The organism is Modestobacter sp. VKM Ac-2983, from assembly GCF_026967885.1.
GTDB lineage: Bacteria > Actinomycetota > Actinomycetes > Mycobacteriales > Geodermatophilaceae > Modestobacter.
In genome coordinates this window covers 883,566-898,529 of the sequence record NZ_JAPVBK010000002.1, presented here as the reverse complement: position 1 = coordinate 898,529, position 14,964 = coordinate 883,566, and the positions used below count along the sequence as shown (strand labels likewise).

General features: G+C 73.7%; 14 protein-coding genes. 5 read left to right on the top strand and 9 right to left on the bottom strand.

Annotation, left to right across the window (positions count from 1 at the left end):
* Positions 1-78 precede the first annotated feature (78 nt).
* Positions 79-1,473 (bottom strand): DUF2252 domain-containing protein, encoded by a 1,395-nt coding sequence (locus tag O2W18_RS10695; protein ID WP_269187510.1) that lies wholly within the window; start codon positions 1,471-1,473, stop codon positions 79-81.
* A gap of 687 nt (positions 1,474-2,160) precedes the next feature.
* Here O2W18_RS10695 and O2W18_RS10690 point away from each other — a divergent pair.
* Positions 2,161-2,874, top strand: coding sequence for a hypothetical protein (locus O2W18_RS10690; RefSeq protein ID WP_269187509.1), 714 nt, complete (start codon positions 2,161-2,163; stop codon positions 2,872-2,874).
* Here the strand turns inward: O2W18_RS10690 and O2W18_RS10685 are convergent.
* Positions 2,766-3,305 (bottom strand): DUF2252 family protein, encoded by a 540-nt coding sequence (locus tag O2W18_RS10685; RefSeq protein ID WP_269187715.1) that lies wholly within the window; start codon positions 3,303-3,305, stop codon positions 2,766-2,768. The genes O2W18_RS10690 and O2W18_RS10685 overlap by 109 nt on opposite strands.
* Positions 3,306-3,429: 124 nt before the next feature.
* Positions 3,430-4,596, bottom strand: a complete 1,167-nt coding sequence (locus O2W18_RS10680) for an MFS transporter (protein ID WP_269187508.1) — start codon at positions 4,594-4,596, stop codon at positions 3,430-3,432.
* Between the two features lie 125 nt (positions 4,597-4,721).
* Between O2W18_RS10680 and O2W18_RS10675 the strand changes: the two genes are divergently transcribed.
* Positions 4,722-5,690: an asparaginase gene (locus tag O2W18_RS10675; RefSeq protein ID WP_269187507.1), complete on the top strand. Its 969-nt coding sequence runs from the start codon at positions 4,722-4,724 to the stop codon at positions 5,688-5,690.
* A gap of 50 nt (positions 5,691-5,740) precedes the next feature.
* The gene (locus O2W18_RS10670; RefSeq protein ID WP_269187506.1) at positions 5,741-6,634 is read left to right on the top strand and encodes a polysaccharide deacetylase family protein; all 894 of its coding nucleotides are present in this window, start codon (positions 5,741-5,743) and stop codon (positions 6,632-6,634) included.
* Positions 6,635-6,705: 71 nt separating this feature from the next.
* Here the strand turns inward: O2W18_RS10670 and O2W18_RS10665 are convergent, their stop codons facing one another.
* Together O2W18_RS10665 and O2W18_RS10660 are read right to left on the bottom strand one after the other, a co-directional pair.
* Complete coding sequence (locus tag O2W18_RS10665; protein WP_269187505.1) at positions 6,706-6,885, bottom strand: hypothetical protein; 180 nt, start codon at positions 6,883-6,885, stop codon at positions 6,706-6,708.
* Positions 6,886-7,060: 175 nt separating this feature from the next.
* Positions 7,061-7,969, bottom strand: coding sequence for an NAD-dependent epimerase/dehydratase family protein (locus tag O2W18_RS10660; RefSeq protein WP_269187504.1), 909 nt, complete (start codon positions 7,967-7,969; stop codon positions 7,061-7,063).
* Positions 7,970-8,148: 179 nt separating this feature from the next.
* On the opposite strand from O2W18_RS10660, the gene heR reads away from it, so the two are divergent.
* Entirely contained in the window at positions 8,149-8,940 is a 792-nt protein-coding gene (gene heR, locus O2W18_RS10655; protein ID WP_269187503.1) for a heliorhodopsin HeR, read from the top strand.
* Between the two features lie 41 nt (positions 8,941-8,981).
* On the opposite strand, the gene O2W18_RS10650 is transcribed toward heR, so the two are convergent.
* Entirely contained in the window at positions 8,982-9,338 is a 357-nt protein-coding gene (locus tag O2W18_RS10650; protein ID WP_269187502.1) for a cupin domain-containing protein, read from the bottom strand.
* A gap of 38 nt (positions 9,339-9,376) precedes the next feature.
* Positions 9,377-10,741, bottom strand: a complete 1,365-nt coding sequence (locus tag O2W18_RS10645) for an FAD-binding oxidoreductase (RefSeq protein ID WP_269187501.1) — start codon at positions 10,739-10,741, stop codon at positions 9,377-9,379.
* A 178-nt stretch (positions 10,742-10,919) separates the two neighbouring features.
* On the opposite strand from O2W18_RS10645, the gene O2W18_RS10640 reads away from it, so the two are divergent.
* The gene (locus O2W18_RS10640) at positions 10,920-13,811 is read left to right on the top strand and encodes an ATP-binding protein (RefSeq protein ID WP_269187500.1); all 2,892 of its coding nucleotides are present in this window, start codon (positions 10,920-10,922) and stop codon (positions 13,809-13,811) included.
* A 26-nt stretch (positions 13,812-13,837) separates the two neighbouring features.
* Here the strand turns inward: O2W18_RS10640 and O2W18_RS10635 are convergent, their stop codons facing one another.
* Both O2W18_RS10635 and O2W18_RS10630 read right to left on the bottom strand, forming a co-directional pair.
* Positions 13,838-14,107 carry a DUF4242 domain-containing protein gene (locus tag O2W18_RS10635; protein WP_269187499.1) on the bottom strand — a complete coding sequence of 90 codons (270 nt, stop codon included), beginning with the start codon at positions 14,105-14,107 and terminating at the stop codon, positions 13,838-13,840.
* A 79-nt stretch (positions 14,108-14,186) separates the two neighbouring features.
* Positions 14,187-14,918: a GAF and ANTAR domain-containing protein gene (locus tag O2W18_RS10630; protein WP_269187498.1), complete on the bottom strand. Its 732-nt coding sequence runs from the start codon at positions 14,916-14,918 to the stop codon at positions 14,187-14,189.
* Positions 14,919-14,964 lie beyond the last annotated feature (46 nt).

Here is a 14,964-nt window from a genome sequence, read left to right as displayed (position 1 = left end):
CCGACGGTGTCCGGTGATCAACGCCTCACCCGCACAGGCGGTTCCTCCGCTCACCCCCTTCTCTGCTGGTGCCTGCGGTCATGCCCCCGGCTCGGTGGGCAGTGCACCGCGGGCGACCGCCTGGACGAGGGTCTCGTGGTCCCGCTCCGTCTGGTCGGCGTACGCGCGGGCGAACCGGCAGAGCGCCACGTCGACGTTGTCGGAGTGGCCCAGGTAGCCGGCGATCATCGAGGCGCCGCTGGTGCGGGCGTGCCCCTTGGCGAGCAGCCGGCCGCAGACCCCCGCGTAGTCGCTCAGCGCAGCGGCGTCCAGGGAGTCGATCGCGATGGTGCCCTTCATGTTCCTGAACTGACGGACGTAGTACTGCCGGGACCCGATCGTCGTCCAGCCCAGCAGCGGGTCGCTGACCGTCTGCAGCGCCTGCTGGTACTCCACGACCCGCTGCCCCTGGTGGGCGTGCCAGGCGGACTCGCCGTGCACGTGCTCGGCCACGACCGACCGGCGGGCCTGCTTCAGCTGCAGGAACACCACGTCGTCGGGGCTGCTCCCCTCGCACAGCGCCACGTAGGCCCGCAGCCCCACGCTGCCCACCCCCACCACCTTGTGGGCGACGTCGACGAGCGTGTAGCCGCTGAGGACCCGTCGCCAGTGGGAGGGCAGCGTGTCGACGTAGCCGTCCAGTCCGTCGGCCACCGCAGCCGCCTCGTCCTGGTCGAGCCGGGTGATCAACGGGGGCTCTTCGACGATCCGCCGTCCCTCCTCCCGCTCCTCGGTGAACCGGGGCAGCGCCCGGTCGCTCACCCGCTTGCGGGCCCGCCGTGAGGCCCGCTTGATCTCCTTCCGCAGCGACTTGTCCGCGACCGTGGTGTGCAGCCGGGTGACGTCCAGCCGCTCGAACGACCGCGCCAGCAGCGGTTCCCCGGCCAGTCGGCGCACGTGCTCCCGGTAGCGGCGCGCCATGGAGGCGACGGCGTCCTCGCACTGCTCCTCGGTGGCCGAGGTCTGCCGACCGGCCACCCAGACGCTGGCCGCCAGCCGGCGGAGGTCCCACTCCCAGCCGCCCGGGTGCGCCTCGTCGAAGTCGTTGAGGTCGATGACCAGGTCACGCTCCGGGGAGGCGTAGAAGCCGAAGTTGCCCAGGTGGGCGTCCCCGCAGATGACCGGCCGGATCCCGGTGGCCGGGAGGCCGGCGAGGTCGGCGGCCATGACCACCGCCGTGCCCCGCAGGAAGCCGTAGGGGGAGGCGGCCATCCGGGCCACCCGCACGGGGACGAGCCGCTCCACGCGCCCGACGTGGGACGCCCGGATCTGGTCGACGACGTCGGGCCGGTCGGCCGGCGCGGTCCACCGCCCGAGCTCGGAGCGGGGCACCTCCTTGCGCAGCGACCGCCCGAGGGCGTAGCGCTCCGCGCGGGGTGTGGCGCGACGACGCAGCGAGCCGTAGCCCTCGCCGTCAGCTGCCGTGAGCACCACGTGCTCACGCTGTCGTCCACCGTCCACCGGCCACCCCAGACACTCGACGGGCCGTGCTCGGCCCTCGGTGCATCCTCCTCCCAGTGCGGACGACCGTCAGGGCCTGCGGGCGGAACTGCCCCGGATCGAGGACGTGGCCTGCCACCTCGCCGCGGACGCAGCGCTGCTGCACGACGCGGTCCCCCCGGGCGCCGCCGGGCTCGCCCTGCGAGCCCTCTGCGCCGGTGAGGTCACCAGCGACAAAGCCGTGGCCGGGACCGAGGATCTCGAGCGCGAGCTGTTCGCGTTGACGTTCGAACGGGTGCAGGTCGGCAGCTCTGCCGTCGTGACCAACACGGTCCAACGTGTGACCGGGCGCCCGGCACGGACGCTGGAGGCCTTCCTCGCCGCCCAGGAGCCGACCCCGGGCGCGGGGGACCGACGCGTGGCCCGTGGTGGCAGACGGCGACACCGGGGCGGGGCGTCCCCTGACGACGGAAGACTCGGAAGGCGCGGCGAGGGGCGGCGGCCGGGTGCTGCTGTGCCGACCGCCGACCTGGGTCAGACCACCCTGTCCGCATCTCCTCACCCAGAGGCGCAACGCGCCGACAGGGTCACCTCTCTGCGATCTGCATCACATTTCTCCCATCCGCGGCAGTCCGGTCTGCGAACGCCCTGTAGCACCACACCACCACCAGGGAGCTCCTCATGAACCAGCGACTGCTCATCACCGCCACCACCGCCGGGCTGCTCGGGGGCAGCATGCTGCTCGGCCTCCCGGCCGCCAGCGCCCACCCGTCGGGCCCGCCCGGACAGGCCAAGACGGTGCAGCTGGACGCCTCGCTCCACGAGCTCAACGACTCGGGCGCCACGGGCACCGCGAGTGCGGTCGTGCGGAACCAGCTGATCCGCTCGATCGAGGTCCAGGCCCAGGGCCTGAGCCCGGACGCGCCGCATGCCATGCACATCCACTACGGCGACGATGCACGCAACGAGTGCCCGACCATGGCCGACGCCACCAACACCCGCGGGGAGGCCGGGACCTCGCGGCTCAGCACCGTCGACGGCCTGCCGGCGTACGGCCCGATCGTCGTCTCCCTGACCACGACGGGCGACACGAGCCCGGCATCGGCGCTGGCGGTGAGCCGCTTCCCGGTCTCGACGGACGGCGCCCTGCACTACAGCCGGGACAAGATCGAGTTCACCGACGTCGCCGGCACCGGCTACTCGGGGGCCGGCGGGACCGGCACTGCCAAGCAGATCGCCGACGCCATCCGGAACGGGGAGGGCGTCGTCGTGATCCACGGCGTGGACTACAACCACAATGGCCGGTACGACTTCGCCTCCGCCGGCGCCAGCGAACTCGACCCCTCGCTGCCGGCCGAGGCGACCGATCCGGCCGCGTGCGGCGTGCTGCGCTGACCCGGCCCTAGGGGGGGCCTCGTCCATCCGTCGGCCGCCGGCGCCGGTCCCGTCGGGGGCCGGCGTCGGCGGCGTCCGCACCATGTGGAGGTTCGGCGCCGATCCGGTCGCGTCCGTGCGCGACTCTGGCCGGCGGGGTGCTGGGGAAGCAGCGGTTCCCCAGCCAGTCGGCGCACGTGCTCCCGGTAGCGGCGCGCCATGGAGGCGACGGCGTCCTCGCACTGCTCCTCGGTGGCCGAGGTCTGCCGACCGGCCACCCAGACGCTGGCCGCCAGCCGGCGGAGGTCCCACTCCCAGCCGCCCGGGTGCGCCTCGTCGAAGTCGTTGAGGTCGATGACCAGGTCACGCTCCGGGGAGGCGTAGAAGCCGACGTTGCCCAGGTGAGGCCCCGGGCGACCCCGGTCACGTGGCAGCCTGTGCCCCGAGTGCACGAGGGCGACGCCGTACCGAGGAGCTGACACGAGCCTCTTCCACCCGGACCTGGGGCGAGCAGGCGCGAGCCCTGCGCCGGGCGGTGTTCGACTGACGAGCTGACCCGCCACCGCGCGGCGGTGTTCAGGTGCGACCGACGCTGAGCACGGCCAGGTAGCCGGCCAGCCCGAGGGCCAGGCACCCGGCGATCGCCGGGGTGTAGGAACCGGAGGTGTCGACCGCGACACCGGCGAGCGGCGCGCCCACCGCCGACCCGAGCCCGGCACTGGTGTAGAGCACCCCCAGCAGCCCACCGAGGCGTGTCGTGCCGAAGCGCTCGGCGACGACCGCAGGACCGATCGCGACGAAGCCCCCGTAGCCGACGCCCAGCACGACGGCGAAGGCGAGCAGCACGCCGTAGCCGCCCCCGAGGCCCCACAGCAGGAAGCTCGCGGCCATGGTCAGGAAGCAGCCCTGGAAGGCGCGCAGCGCACCCGTCCTCGCCGCGACCAGGCCGAGCAGCAGCCGGCCCGCAATGCTGGCCGCGCCGATCACCCCGACCAGCGCCGCGGCCGCGACCGGGTCCACCCCGGCGTCCTGGGCGTACCCGGGCAGGTGCACGAACGGCACGAACAGCGCCACGGCCATCAGCCCCGAGGCCAGGTACAGCCGCCGGTAGTCGCGGTCCCGCACCGCCTGCCGGAGCGTCAGCGCCGCCGGCCCGGCCTGCACCGGCGGGCGGGTGACCACCAACGCGCAGACCACCAGGACCACCGCACCGGCCGAGCCGAGCACGAGGTGCGTGTCCCGCCACCCCAGCTCGCCGATCAGCGCGGCGGCCAGTGGCGCGACGGTGAGGGTGCCCAGGCCGATCCCGGTCACGGCCACCCCGATCGCGAGCGTGCGCCGTCGCTCGAACCACCCGCTGACGACCGCCACCATCGGCACGTAGGCACAGGCGACGGCGATGCCGACCCCCAGGCCGTAGGTGACCAGACCGACCCACAGCTCACCGGCCTGGGACGTCGCAGCCAGCCCGACGCCCAGGGCGATGCCACCCACGAGCAGCACCCGGCGTGGGCCGTAGCGGTCCACCGCCACGCCGCTGAGGGCACCCAGACCGAAGTAGGTGAGCGAGGTCAGGGCGAAGAAGGCCGACGTGGTGCCGCGACTGGACCCGAACTCCTCGGCCATCGGCTCGAGGAACGCGCCGAAGGAGTAGGCGATCCCGAAGGAGACGAACATCCCGGCGAACGCCGCGGCGACCATCACCCAGGCGCGGGCCGAGTCGACCGCTCCAGGGGGCTGCATGCCGGAGGAGGGTACGAGACCGTCCCGCGGACGGCGGGGCAGCTCCGGTCGCCGACGGGCCAGCAGCGGAGGAACGTGGGGCAGGACCGCACCCCGTGGCCGCGCCAGACCCGGACGGAGGTCCCGTGCACCGGGTACACCTGCTCGCCACCGGCGGCACCATCGCCAGCCGGCAGGGGCCGGACGGGCTCGCGGCGATCACCCCCGCCGCCGAGCTGCTCGCCGCCGCCGATGCCCCGGCCGGGGTCACCGTGACGACCAGCGACCACGGCACCGTCGCGAGCTTCGCCCTCACGACCGCCGACCTGCGGGAGCTGGTGGCGGTCGCCCGCAGCTGCCTGGGCGACGGCGTGGACGGCGTCGTGGTCACCCACGGCACCGACACCCTGGAGGAGTCCGCCCACCTCGCCGACCTGGTGCACGACGACCCGCGCCCGATCGTCTTCACCGGCGCGCAGCGCCCGTTCGACAGCCCGGCTCCGGACGGTCCCGCCAACCTCGCCGACGCCCTGCGGGTCGCCGCCGCACCCGCCGCCCGCGACCTCGGTGTCCTGGTGTGCTTCGACGGCCTCGCCTTCGCCGCCCGCGGGGTGCGCAAGGTCGACACCCTGCGCAGCGGTGCCTTCGGGGCTCCCGGACGAGGGCCGGTGCTCCGGCTGGCCGGGGAGGCGGTCCGGCCCCTGTCCCGGCCCGCACGGCCCGCGCCGCTCCCGCTGGACCTGCACGCCGAACTGCCCCGGGTCGACGTCGTCGCCTGCCACCTCGGCGCGGACGCGGCGCTGCTCCACGCCGCCGTCGCGGCCGGCGCGGCCGGGCTCGTCCTGCAGGCCCTCGGCGCCGGGAACGTCCCCCCGGCGGTCGCCGAGGCGACCGAGGACCTGGTCGCCGGCGGGATCCCCGTCCTGGTCTGTTCCCGGGTGCCGTCCGGTCCCGTGGCACCGATCTACGCCGCCGGAGGTGCCCGGCTGGCCCGGGGCGGGGCCGTGTTCGCCGGTGACCTCAGCCCCTGGCAGGGGCGGCTGCTGCTGGCTGCGGCCCTCGCCGTCGCCCCCGACGACCCACTGCGGGTGCTGGCCCAGCACCTCGCCGTCTGAGAGCACCGCCCCGGCCGGCGGGGCGACCTACCCGAAGGAGCGCTTCGACGATGAGCAAGGAGATCTTCGTGGCCTTCGGCGTCGACATCGACGCCGTGGGCGGCTGGCTGGGGTCGTACGGCGGGGAGGACTCCCCCGACGACATCTCCCGGGGCGTGTTCGCCGGTGAGGTCGGTGTCCCGCGCATCCTCGAGCTGTTCCGGCGGTACGGCCTGACCCAGACGTTCTTCTGGCCCGGCCACTCGATCGAGACCTTCCCGGAGCAGTTCGACGCCTGCGTCGCCGCCGGGCACGAGATCGGCGTGCACGGCTACAGCCACGAGAACCCGATCGCGATGAGCCGGGAGCAGGAACAGGCGGTGCTCGACCGCTGCATCGCGCTGATCGAGGAGCGGACCGGGCGCCGGCCCACCGGCTACGTCGCCCCCTGGTGGGAGTTCAGCGGCGTCACCAACGAGCTGCTGCTCGAACGCGGCATCAAGTACGACCACTCGCTGATGCACCGGGACTTCGAGCCCTACCACGTCCGGGTGGGCGACTCGTGGACGAAGATCGACTACTCGGCGTCGGCGGAGAGCTGGATGGAGCCGCTGGTCCGCGGGGAGGAGACCGACCTGGTCGAGATCCCGGCCAACTGGTACCTCGACGACCTGCCGCCGATGATGTTCGTCAAGTCCAGCCCCAACAGCCACGGCTTCGTCAACCCGCGGGACATCGAGCAGATGTGGCGCGACCAGTTCGACTGGGTGCACCGCGAGATGGACCAGGCGGCCTTCACCATGACCATCCACCCTGACGTCTCCGGACGCCCGCAGGTGCTGCTCATGCTGGAACGGCTCATCGAGCACATCAACGGGCACGAGGGCGTCCGCTGGGCGACCTTCGACCAGATCGCCGACGACTTCCTGAGCCGCTCACCCCGTGGCGGTGGCGGGCCCAGCTGATCCGGCGGGGCCGGTCGGTGAGCGTGTCCCCCTCGGGCACCGACCGGCCGAGCGCGCGTCGCGGCAGCCGGTCAGGAGGACGGCGCGACGAAGACGCAGCTCCCGGGGTGGTCCTGCGGCTCCTGGCAGACGCGACCGGTGTGCAGGTCCGTCATGCCGCAGTGGCCGGCGTCCGCGGCCGACGAGTCGATGCTCGCGTTGTGCACGTCCAGGCGCTCGGTCTCGGCCGGTCGCGGTGCTGAGCTGGTCATGGGGTTCCTCGGATCGGGTCAGGAGGAGGTGATCCGGGTCGACGGAGGCGCGACTCGGGGCGAAGAGGAACACGGGAGTCCGACCGCCCGAGCATGCCGCACCTCAGGGCGCAGCGGCAGGGTCGTCGGCCCCTGTTGTCTCGAGACCCGGGGATGTCAGGGGACCGCAGCGCGGTCACGCACGAGGCAGGAGACCCCGCCGCAGCTCGTCCATCGCCTGTTCCAGGCTCACCCGCGGCGCCCAGCCCCACGCCCGTGCGCGGTCGGTGAGCAGCTGTCCGGTCCAGACCGGTTCGTCGGTCCACTCCGGCGTGATCCCCCACGCGTCGGTCACCGTGCCGAGGTAGTCGTGCCACGTCGCGGGGTCACCCGCGACGACGACCGGGGTCGAGCCCCCCGCCACGGGGCCCCGATCGGGGTCGTCGGCGGTGGCAACGGCGCCCGTGGCGAGGTCCGCGATCAGGGCCGCCAGGTCGTCCACGTGCACCCACGCGAACGTCTTCGCCGGGTTCGCCCGGCGATCACCGTCGCGCATCGCCTGCGGTCGCAGTGTGTTCCAGACCGACGTGTCGCCGGAGCCCATGATCGCCGGCGGGCGGACCAGCACCGTCGTGAGCCCGCCGACCTGCTCCAGCGCCGCGTCGGTGGCCCGCTTGGTGTCCGGGTAGTCACCGCTGCCCTCGGGCAGGAGGGCGCCGTCCTCGGCCACGTCCCCGACGCCGGCCGAACGGTCGTAGACCCCGGCCGTGGACATGTGCACGAGCCGGACGACCCCGGCGTCCCGTGCCGCCCGAGCGATGACCGGCGTGCCCTCGACGGCCACCCGGTGCTGGACCTCCCGGGACGAGCCCATCGGGTGGACCGTCGTGACGACCGCGTCAGCGCCCTGGGTCACCTCGCGGGCGAGCTGCTCGTCGGCGAAGTCGCCGACGGACTCGGTGACCCCGTCGAGCACGGGCGCGCTGCCGGCCCGGCGGACGACCGCGCGCACCTGCGCCGAGCGCTCGACGAGCGCCCGGCACACGGCGGTCCCCACCAGTCCGTTGGCACCGGTCACCACGACGACGGGAGAGGACGTGACCATGCCGTCCACCCTGCCAGCGACCGGACGACGGCGCTGCCCGGCTGCCGTCCGGGTCACGTCACCACGGGATCGCCGACGCCGCCGTCCCCACCCCGGCCGGCGGGCTACCGTCGAGCATCAGGAGACTGATGCTCGGGCCCACCGCAGACAGCGGCCGGCCCTCTACCCAGGAGGTCGTCGTGAGCGAGCCCGACAGTCCAGGACCGGCACCGGTCGCGACCGGGGTGGACGACGCGCGGCTGGCCGGCCTCCGGCGCTGGAACCTGGCGCTGACCGTGCTGCACGCCGCCCAGGCCGTCGCCGTCCTGCTGCTGGCGAGCAGCTTCGCCATCACGGTGACGACGTCCTTCCCGGCCGGTCCGCCCGGGACGGCGGTGCCGGCGCCGGAACCCCTGGTCGACATCGGCGTGGGGGCGGCCATCGCGGTCTTCCTCGCCCTCGCCGCGGTGGACCACCTGCTGACCGGCACAGTGCTCCGCCGCCGGTACGAGGACGACCTGCGCGGCGGCATCAACCGGTTCCGCTGGTCGGAGTACTCGATCAGCTCGACCATCATGGTGCTGCTGATCTGCACCTACACCGGCATCACCGGGCTCAGCGCACTGATCGGCATCGCCGGTGCGAACGTCGCGATGATCCTGTTCGGCTGGCTGCAGGAGCGGATGAACCCGCCCGGCCGCACCCGGACGACGATGCTGCCGTTCTGGTTCGGCTGCATCGCCGGGGCCGCGCCCTGGGTGGCGATCACCGCCAACATCGTCGGCGCCGCCCAGCTCCCGGGCTTCGTCATCGGGATCTTCGTGTCGCTGTTCGTCTTCTTCATGAGCTTCGCGGTCAACCAGTGGCTGCAGTACCGGGAGATCGGCCCGTGGCGCAGCTACGCCCACGGCGAGAAGGCCTACCTGGTGCTGAGCCTGGTCGCCAAGAGCGTGCTCGCCTGGCAGGTCTTCGCCGGCTCGCTGGCCACCTGACGCCGGCGGCACTGGGCCGCCGGCGTCCCGCGGTCACCTGGTCATGCCCCCTGCAGGTGGCGGACGACCTGCTCGAGCTCACCGGTCGGCGACACGTCGAGGTACTCGCAGTCCTCGAGTGCCTCGGGCGCGTGCCCGGGCGCCCAGTAGAAGGCCTGCCCGGCTTCGTAGGTCGAGTCACCGTCCTCGGTGTGCATGACCAGGCGGCCGGAGATCATGTACCCCCAGTGCGGACAGGAGCACAGATCGCCCGGGAGTCCGGCCAGGCCCGGCCGGAGGTCCGCGCCGGCCGGCAGCCGGACCCAGGCGATGCTGTTCTCCCCGGCCCGGTCGGTCCGGAACTCCACCCCCCCGCCCTCGATCGCCATGGGCAGGTCGGTGCGGTCGATGGCGCGCATGTCGTCTCCTCGGTTCGGGCGCCGCGGCGGGCACCGGGTCAGGGCTGGATGTTCTGGTTCAGGTGGAACAGGTTGTCGGGGTCGTAGCGCCGCTTCACCTCCCGGAGGCGCGCGTGGTTGGCGCCGTAGTTGGCACCGGCACGCGGCTGGTCGTCGGCGGACGCGAAGTTGACGTAGCCGCCCTCCTCGGAGTGCGGCGCGATCGCGGCGTGGTACTCGCGGACCCAGGCGGTGTTGCGCTCGTTGTCCGCGGGGTCGGGCCACATGCCGGCGATGACCGGCGCGAACGCGGCGTCGCGGTGCCCGAACGCCGTGGCGTCGGCCGCGATGTCGTGGACGGCGCCGTTGATCGGGTAGAGGTGCACCGTGGAGTTGACGGTGGGCACCTTCGGCCCGTGCTCCATGTGTGCGGCGATCGCGTCGTCGGTCAGTTCACGGACGAAGGCGGCCTTCCAGTAGTGCTGCAGCCCCGGTGGCACCAAGCCGTCGAACGCGCTGTTCAGCGCCGCGTAGGGCATCGGGCCGACGTGCTCGGCCACCGGGCGGGCGACCTGTCGGAGACCGTCGAGGACCTGCTCCCCCTCCGCCGCGGAGCCGGTCCAGCAGGACACCACGGCGACGAACGGCTCCCCCACCCGGTCCTGCGGCACGAACGGCAACGGGGGCGCGATCTGGAAGGCCGGGAAACCGCCGTACTCCCGCGGCGCCGTCCGGATGAAGTCCCGGAAGTGAGCCAGGACCGCCGCCCCGTCGGCCAGCTCGAAGAACATCGGCCCGCCGAGGACGGTGGTCACCGGGTGCAGCCGGAAGGTGAACCGGGTCACCACACCGAAGTTCCCGCCACCGCCCTGGAGCGCCCAGAACAGGTCCGGGTGCTCCGACGCGCTCGCGGTCACCACCGTCCCGTCGGCGGTCACCACCTCGGCCGAGAGCAGGTTGTCGCAGGAGAGGCCGTAGCCGCGGGCCAGGTAGCCGATGCCGCCGCCGAGGGTCAGGCCGCCGACACCGGTCGTCGAGACGATCCCGCCGGTCGTCGCCAGGCCGTGCGCGGCGGTGACGTCGTTGAACCGGCCCCAGGTGGCGCCTCCCCCGACGGTGGCCGTGCGGGTCTCGTCGTCGACGTCCACCGCTTGCATGCCCGACAGGTCCGCCACGACGGCGTCGTCCGCCGTGCCGAACCCGGGCACGCTGTGGCCCCCACCGCGCACGGCCAGCGGACTGCCGCTCCCGGCCGCGCAGCGCACGGTCGCCACCACGTCGGCGGTTCCCGCGCAGCGGACCACCACCGCAGGGTGCGCGTCGATCATCGCGTTGTAGACGTGCCGGGCCTCCTCGTAGGCCTCGTCCCCCGGCCGGACGACGCGTCCGTCCACCTGCGTCGTCAGGCTGTCGAGTGCTGGCATGGCCATGGCTCCCCCTCGGGGCGTGGACGCCGGTGCGCCGCGGACTCGCGGTGTGCACCCGACGCTAGGAGCGGCGGGAGGGGTCGCACATGACCAGATGTGCGCGATGTGTCCGGGGGGCTCGCATGGTCAGTTCTGGTCATCGACGGCGGGACCGGGCAGGGCTAGCGTCGGCTCCGTGTCCGGCTGGGCGCCACCACCGCTCCCGGCGCGCTGGTCCGCACCCGCGCGCCCGCCCTTCGTCGGCCGGTGGGCCGAGCTGACCGCCTTCGAGGAGGTCTGGTCGGCGGTCCGTGCCGGGAGCCGGCAGGTGGTCTTCCTGGGTGGGGAGCCGGGTGCCGGCAAGTCCCGGCTGCTGGCCGAGGTGGCGACGACGCTGCACGGGCACGGGGCGGCCGTGCTGGTCGGCACGTGCGCGGCGGAGTTCGGGCCGCCCTACCAGCCCTTCGGCGCACCGCTCGAGGCGCTGCTGGGCACCCGGACCGAGCCCCGCCACGCCGAGCGGCTGTCGACCCTGGCCGGGCGGGGCCCGCCGGGCGACGCCGATGCGCCCTCCCACGAGCACCGGCGGACGCTGTACGACGCGGCGGTGGACGCGGTCTGCGACGTCACCGCCCGCCAGCCGCTGGTCCTGGCGCTGGAGGACCTCCACCTTGCCGGCCCGTCCGCGCTGCAGCTGCTCGCCCACCTCGTCGAGCAGACCGCGGACTGCCCGATGCTCGTGCTCGCCACCCACCGCACGACGGCGCCGGACCGTTCCGCCGGCCTGGTCCGCACCGTCGCGCAGCTGCACCGGCTCGACGGCGTGCGCCGACTGGACCTGGCCGGCCTGGCCGCCGAGGACATCGCCGAGTACCTGGTGGCGGAAGGCCGGCTCTCCCCGCGCGCGGCACGGCGGGCCGCGACGGTGCTGCGGGACCAGACTGGTGGGAACCCGTTCTTCCTCCGTGAGCTGGTGCGCGACCACTCCACGCGAGGCGCCCTCCTCCCCGGCACGGCGGCGAGGAAGGCGCCGGCCTCGGTCCGCGACACGATCCTCGACCGGCTGGAGCGGCTGACGGCACCCGAGCGGCAGACCGTCGAGCTGGCCGCCGTCGTGGGCGAGGACGTCGACGTCGCGACGGTCCTCGCGGCAGCCGAGTGGGGCCGGGAGACCACGCTGGCGGCGCTGGACCAGGCCGTCGCGTTCGGACTGCTCGAGCCCGTGCCCCCGACGGACGACGTGCTCAGGTTCCCGCATGCGCTCTCCCGCCAGGCCGTGCTGGACCTGATGCCGGCCTCCCGCCGTCTCAGCCTGCACGCGGAGGTCGCGCGTGCGATCGAGTGCACGGGGCCGGATTCCGAACGGCGGACCCAGCAGCTGGCCTTCCACTACGCGCAGTCACAGGCACTCGGCCACGCCGGGAAGGCGGTGCAGTACCTCACCGCGGCCGCCCGGGCGGCTGCGCGGAGCCTGGCCCACGAGGACGCCGCAGGCTGGTTCGAGCAGGCCGCCGGTCTCGTCGACGACGGCCCGGAGCGCAGCGAGCTGGTGCTGGCGGCCGCCGACAGCCATCTCCTGGCCGGGGACTTCGCCCACGCCCGGGCACTCGCCGAGCAGGTGGCCGCCAGCGGGGCGGACGCCGGTGCACGGCTGACCGGTGCCGTCGTCTTCGAGGACGCGTCCTGGCGTCCCGGCCTGCCCGGGCACCGGGCGGTGCAGCTGCTGGCCGACGCCCTGGCCGGGATCCAGCCGGACCCCGCCGATCCCGGCTACGTGCGCGGCCTGGCCAGTCTCGGCCGGGCCCTGGCGTTCACCGGCGCCACCGAACAGGCCGGTTCCCTCGGCCGGCGAGCGATCGCGCTGGCCCGGGCCCACGGGGACGACGAGCTGCTCGCCGACGCCCTGCAGGCGAGCCTCTGGAACGGGCTGCGCCCGGAGGACGCGCCGGACAAGTTGGACCGCGCCGGAGAGCTGTCCCGGCTGGCGCACCGGACCGGGGCGATGGGACACCTGGGGCCGGCGGCCTACTACCGAGGGGTGATCTCCTACCTGCAGGGAGAGCCGGTGGCCCTCGCGGAAGCCCATGACGACCTGACCCGGATGGCCCGGGCCACGGGGCAGACCTTCTTCGACTACATGGCCGGCTGCATGAGCTACGCGCGGCAGTTCCTCGCCGGGGACCTGCCCGCGGCGCAGAGCACCTGCGACGTCCTGCTGGAACTGGGCACCTCGTTCGGCAGCGACGACACCGAGGGCCCGTGTGCCGTGCAGAACTACATGGTCAGGAGGGAGAGCGGGGCCGTCGAGCGCGTGCGTCCGCTGATCACCGGCGACGAGCACCCGGAGGACCACTGGGCGCCCGGCCTGCTGGCCCTCTACACGGAGCTGGAGCTGGCCCGGCCCGCGGCGCGCCTGCTCGCCTGGCTGCTCGACGGCCGCCTGGCCCGGTACCAGGACTCCGCCCAGTGGCCCTGCGTCCTCGCCTACGCGACCGAGGCAGCGCTCTTCCTGGACGACGACGTCGCCGCGAGGTCGCTTCGGCCGCTGCTGGCCGAGTACACCGGCACCAATCTCGTCGCCGGTCAGTTCGTCGCCGTGTTCGGCAGCGCCGACCGCTACCTCGGCGCCCTGGACTCGTTGCTCGGTGAGGCCGGAGCTGCCGACCTGCTGGCCTCGGCCCTGGAGATGGACGTCCGGATGGGCGCGACCGTGCACGAGGTGCACACCCTCGTGGCGCTGGTGGTGCACGGCCGCCGGACCGGCGCGGATCCGCGGCAGCTGGAGGAGCTCGCCGGACGGGCCCGGAAGTCGGCCGGACCGCTCGCGCTCCGTCGGGCGCTACGGCTCCTGGGCGGGCCGGGACCACCGGAACCGGCGCGCGGTCCCGGCGCCCTGACACCACGGGAGACCGAGGTGCTCCGACTGCTCGGCGAGGGCCTGCTCAACCGGGAGATCGCCCAGCGGCTGGTCATCAGCGAGAACACCGCCGCCAACCACGTGCGCAGCATCCTGGCGAAGACCGGCTCCGGGAACCGGACGCAGGCGGCCATGTTCGCCGCCGCCCACGGGCTGCTCGACCAGCGTTGAGAGCCGTCGGACCGCGACCCGGACGGTCACAACGGCGCTGTCGTGCCGTCAGGCCGCACCATCGCCGTCATCTCGACGATGACGTCGGCCGGCAGCCCGGCGCGGACGGCGGCGCGCCGGATCGCCTCGGCCGACGGAGCCTCGTAGAGGCAGTACGTCTTGCGCTTGTCGGCGGACAGGAACGAGTACAACCACTCGACGCCCTCGTCGGAGTTGATCCGGTTGACCCTGTCCACGTCCTCGGCGCTGAGCTCCAGGTCGTCGGCGTATCGGCGCTCGATCATGAAGACAGGCATCGGCCAGCCCTTCGACGGGGGATCCGACCGTACCCGCCGGCGCGCGCGGTGGACCGGGTCACGCATCCGCCGGGTGGGCTCAGCGGCGTCGCGTCGGCTGCATGACCTCCCCGGTCCGGACGAGGTGCTCGGCGACGTCCCGCAGCTTCCGGTTCGTCGCCTGCGAGGCGTGGGCCAGGTACTGGAAGGCCTGGTCCGCGTTGAGCTTCTGCCGCTCCATGAGGATGCCCTTGGCCTGGTCGATGACGGCCCGGGACCGGAGCGCCACGTCCAGGTTGTCCGCGATGTCGCGAGCGGTCTCGTAGGCGTGCATGTTGCTGATGGCGAGCGCCGCGCTGCGGGTGAACCGGGCGGCGGCCGTCCGGGCGTCCTCGTCGAAGGCGCCGGCCTCGGTGGCGTAGACGTTCATCCCCCCGTGCAACCCGTCCATCGGCAGCGGCAGCGACAAGGAGCTGAGGCTCCCCCGCTCCACCGCCCGGGCCATGTAGTCCGGCCATCGGGTCTCGCTCCGGGCGTCGGTGATCTCGACGAACTCGCCGCTGACAGCGGCGTGCAGGCAGGGTCCGTGGCCCCGCGCGTACTGGGTCTCGTCCAGGTCGAGGGCGAGCTGTCCGGAGTAGACGGCGGTGGCCGGGCGAGTGCCGATCAGGACCGAGATCGACGCGTCCACGTACCCCGGCAGCGTGTCCTTCGTCGCGTCGACGACCGCCTGCAACAGCGAGTCCATGGAGTGCTCGGCCAGGAGCAACGAGTTGATCCGGTGCAGAGCGGAGTCGGTCTGTGACGGCAACGACTCGCCGGTGTTGGGCACAGTGGGCGCTCCCGGTCGTCACCGGGGGCCAGTCCCCCGGCGTCGA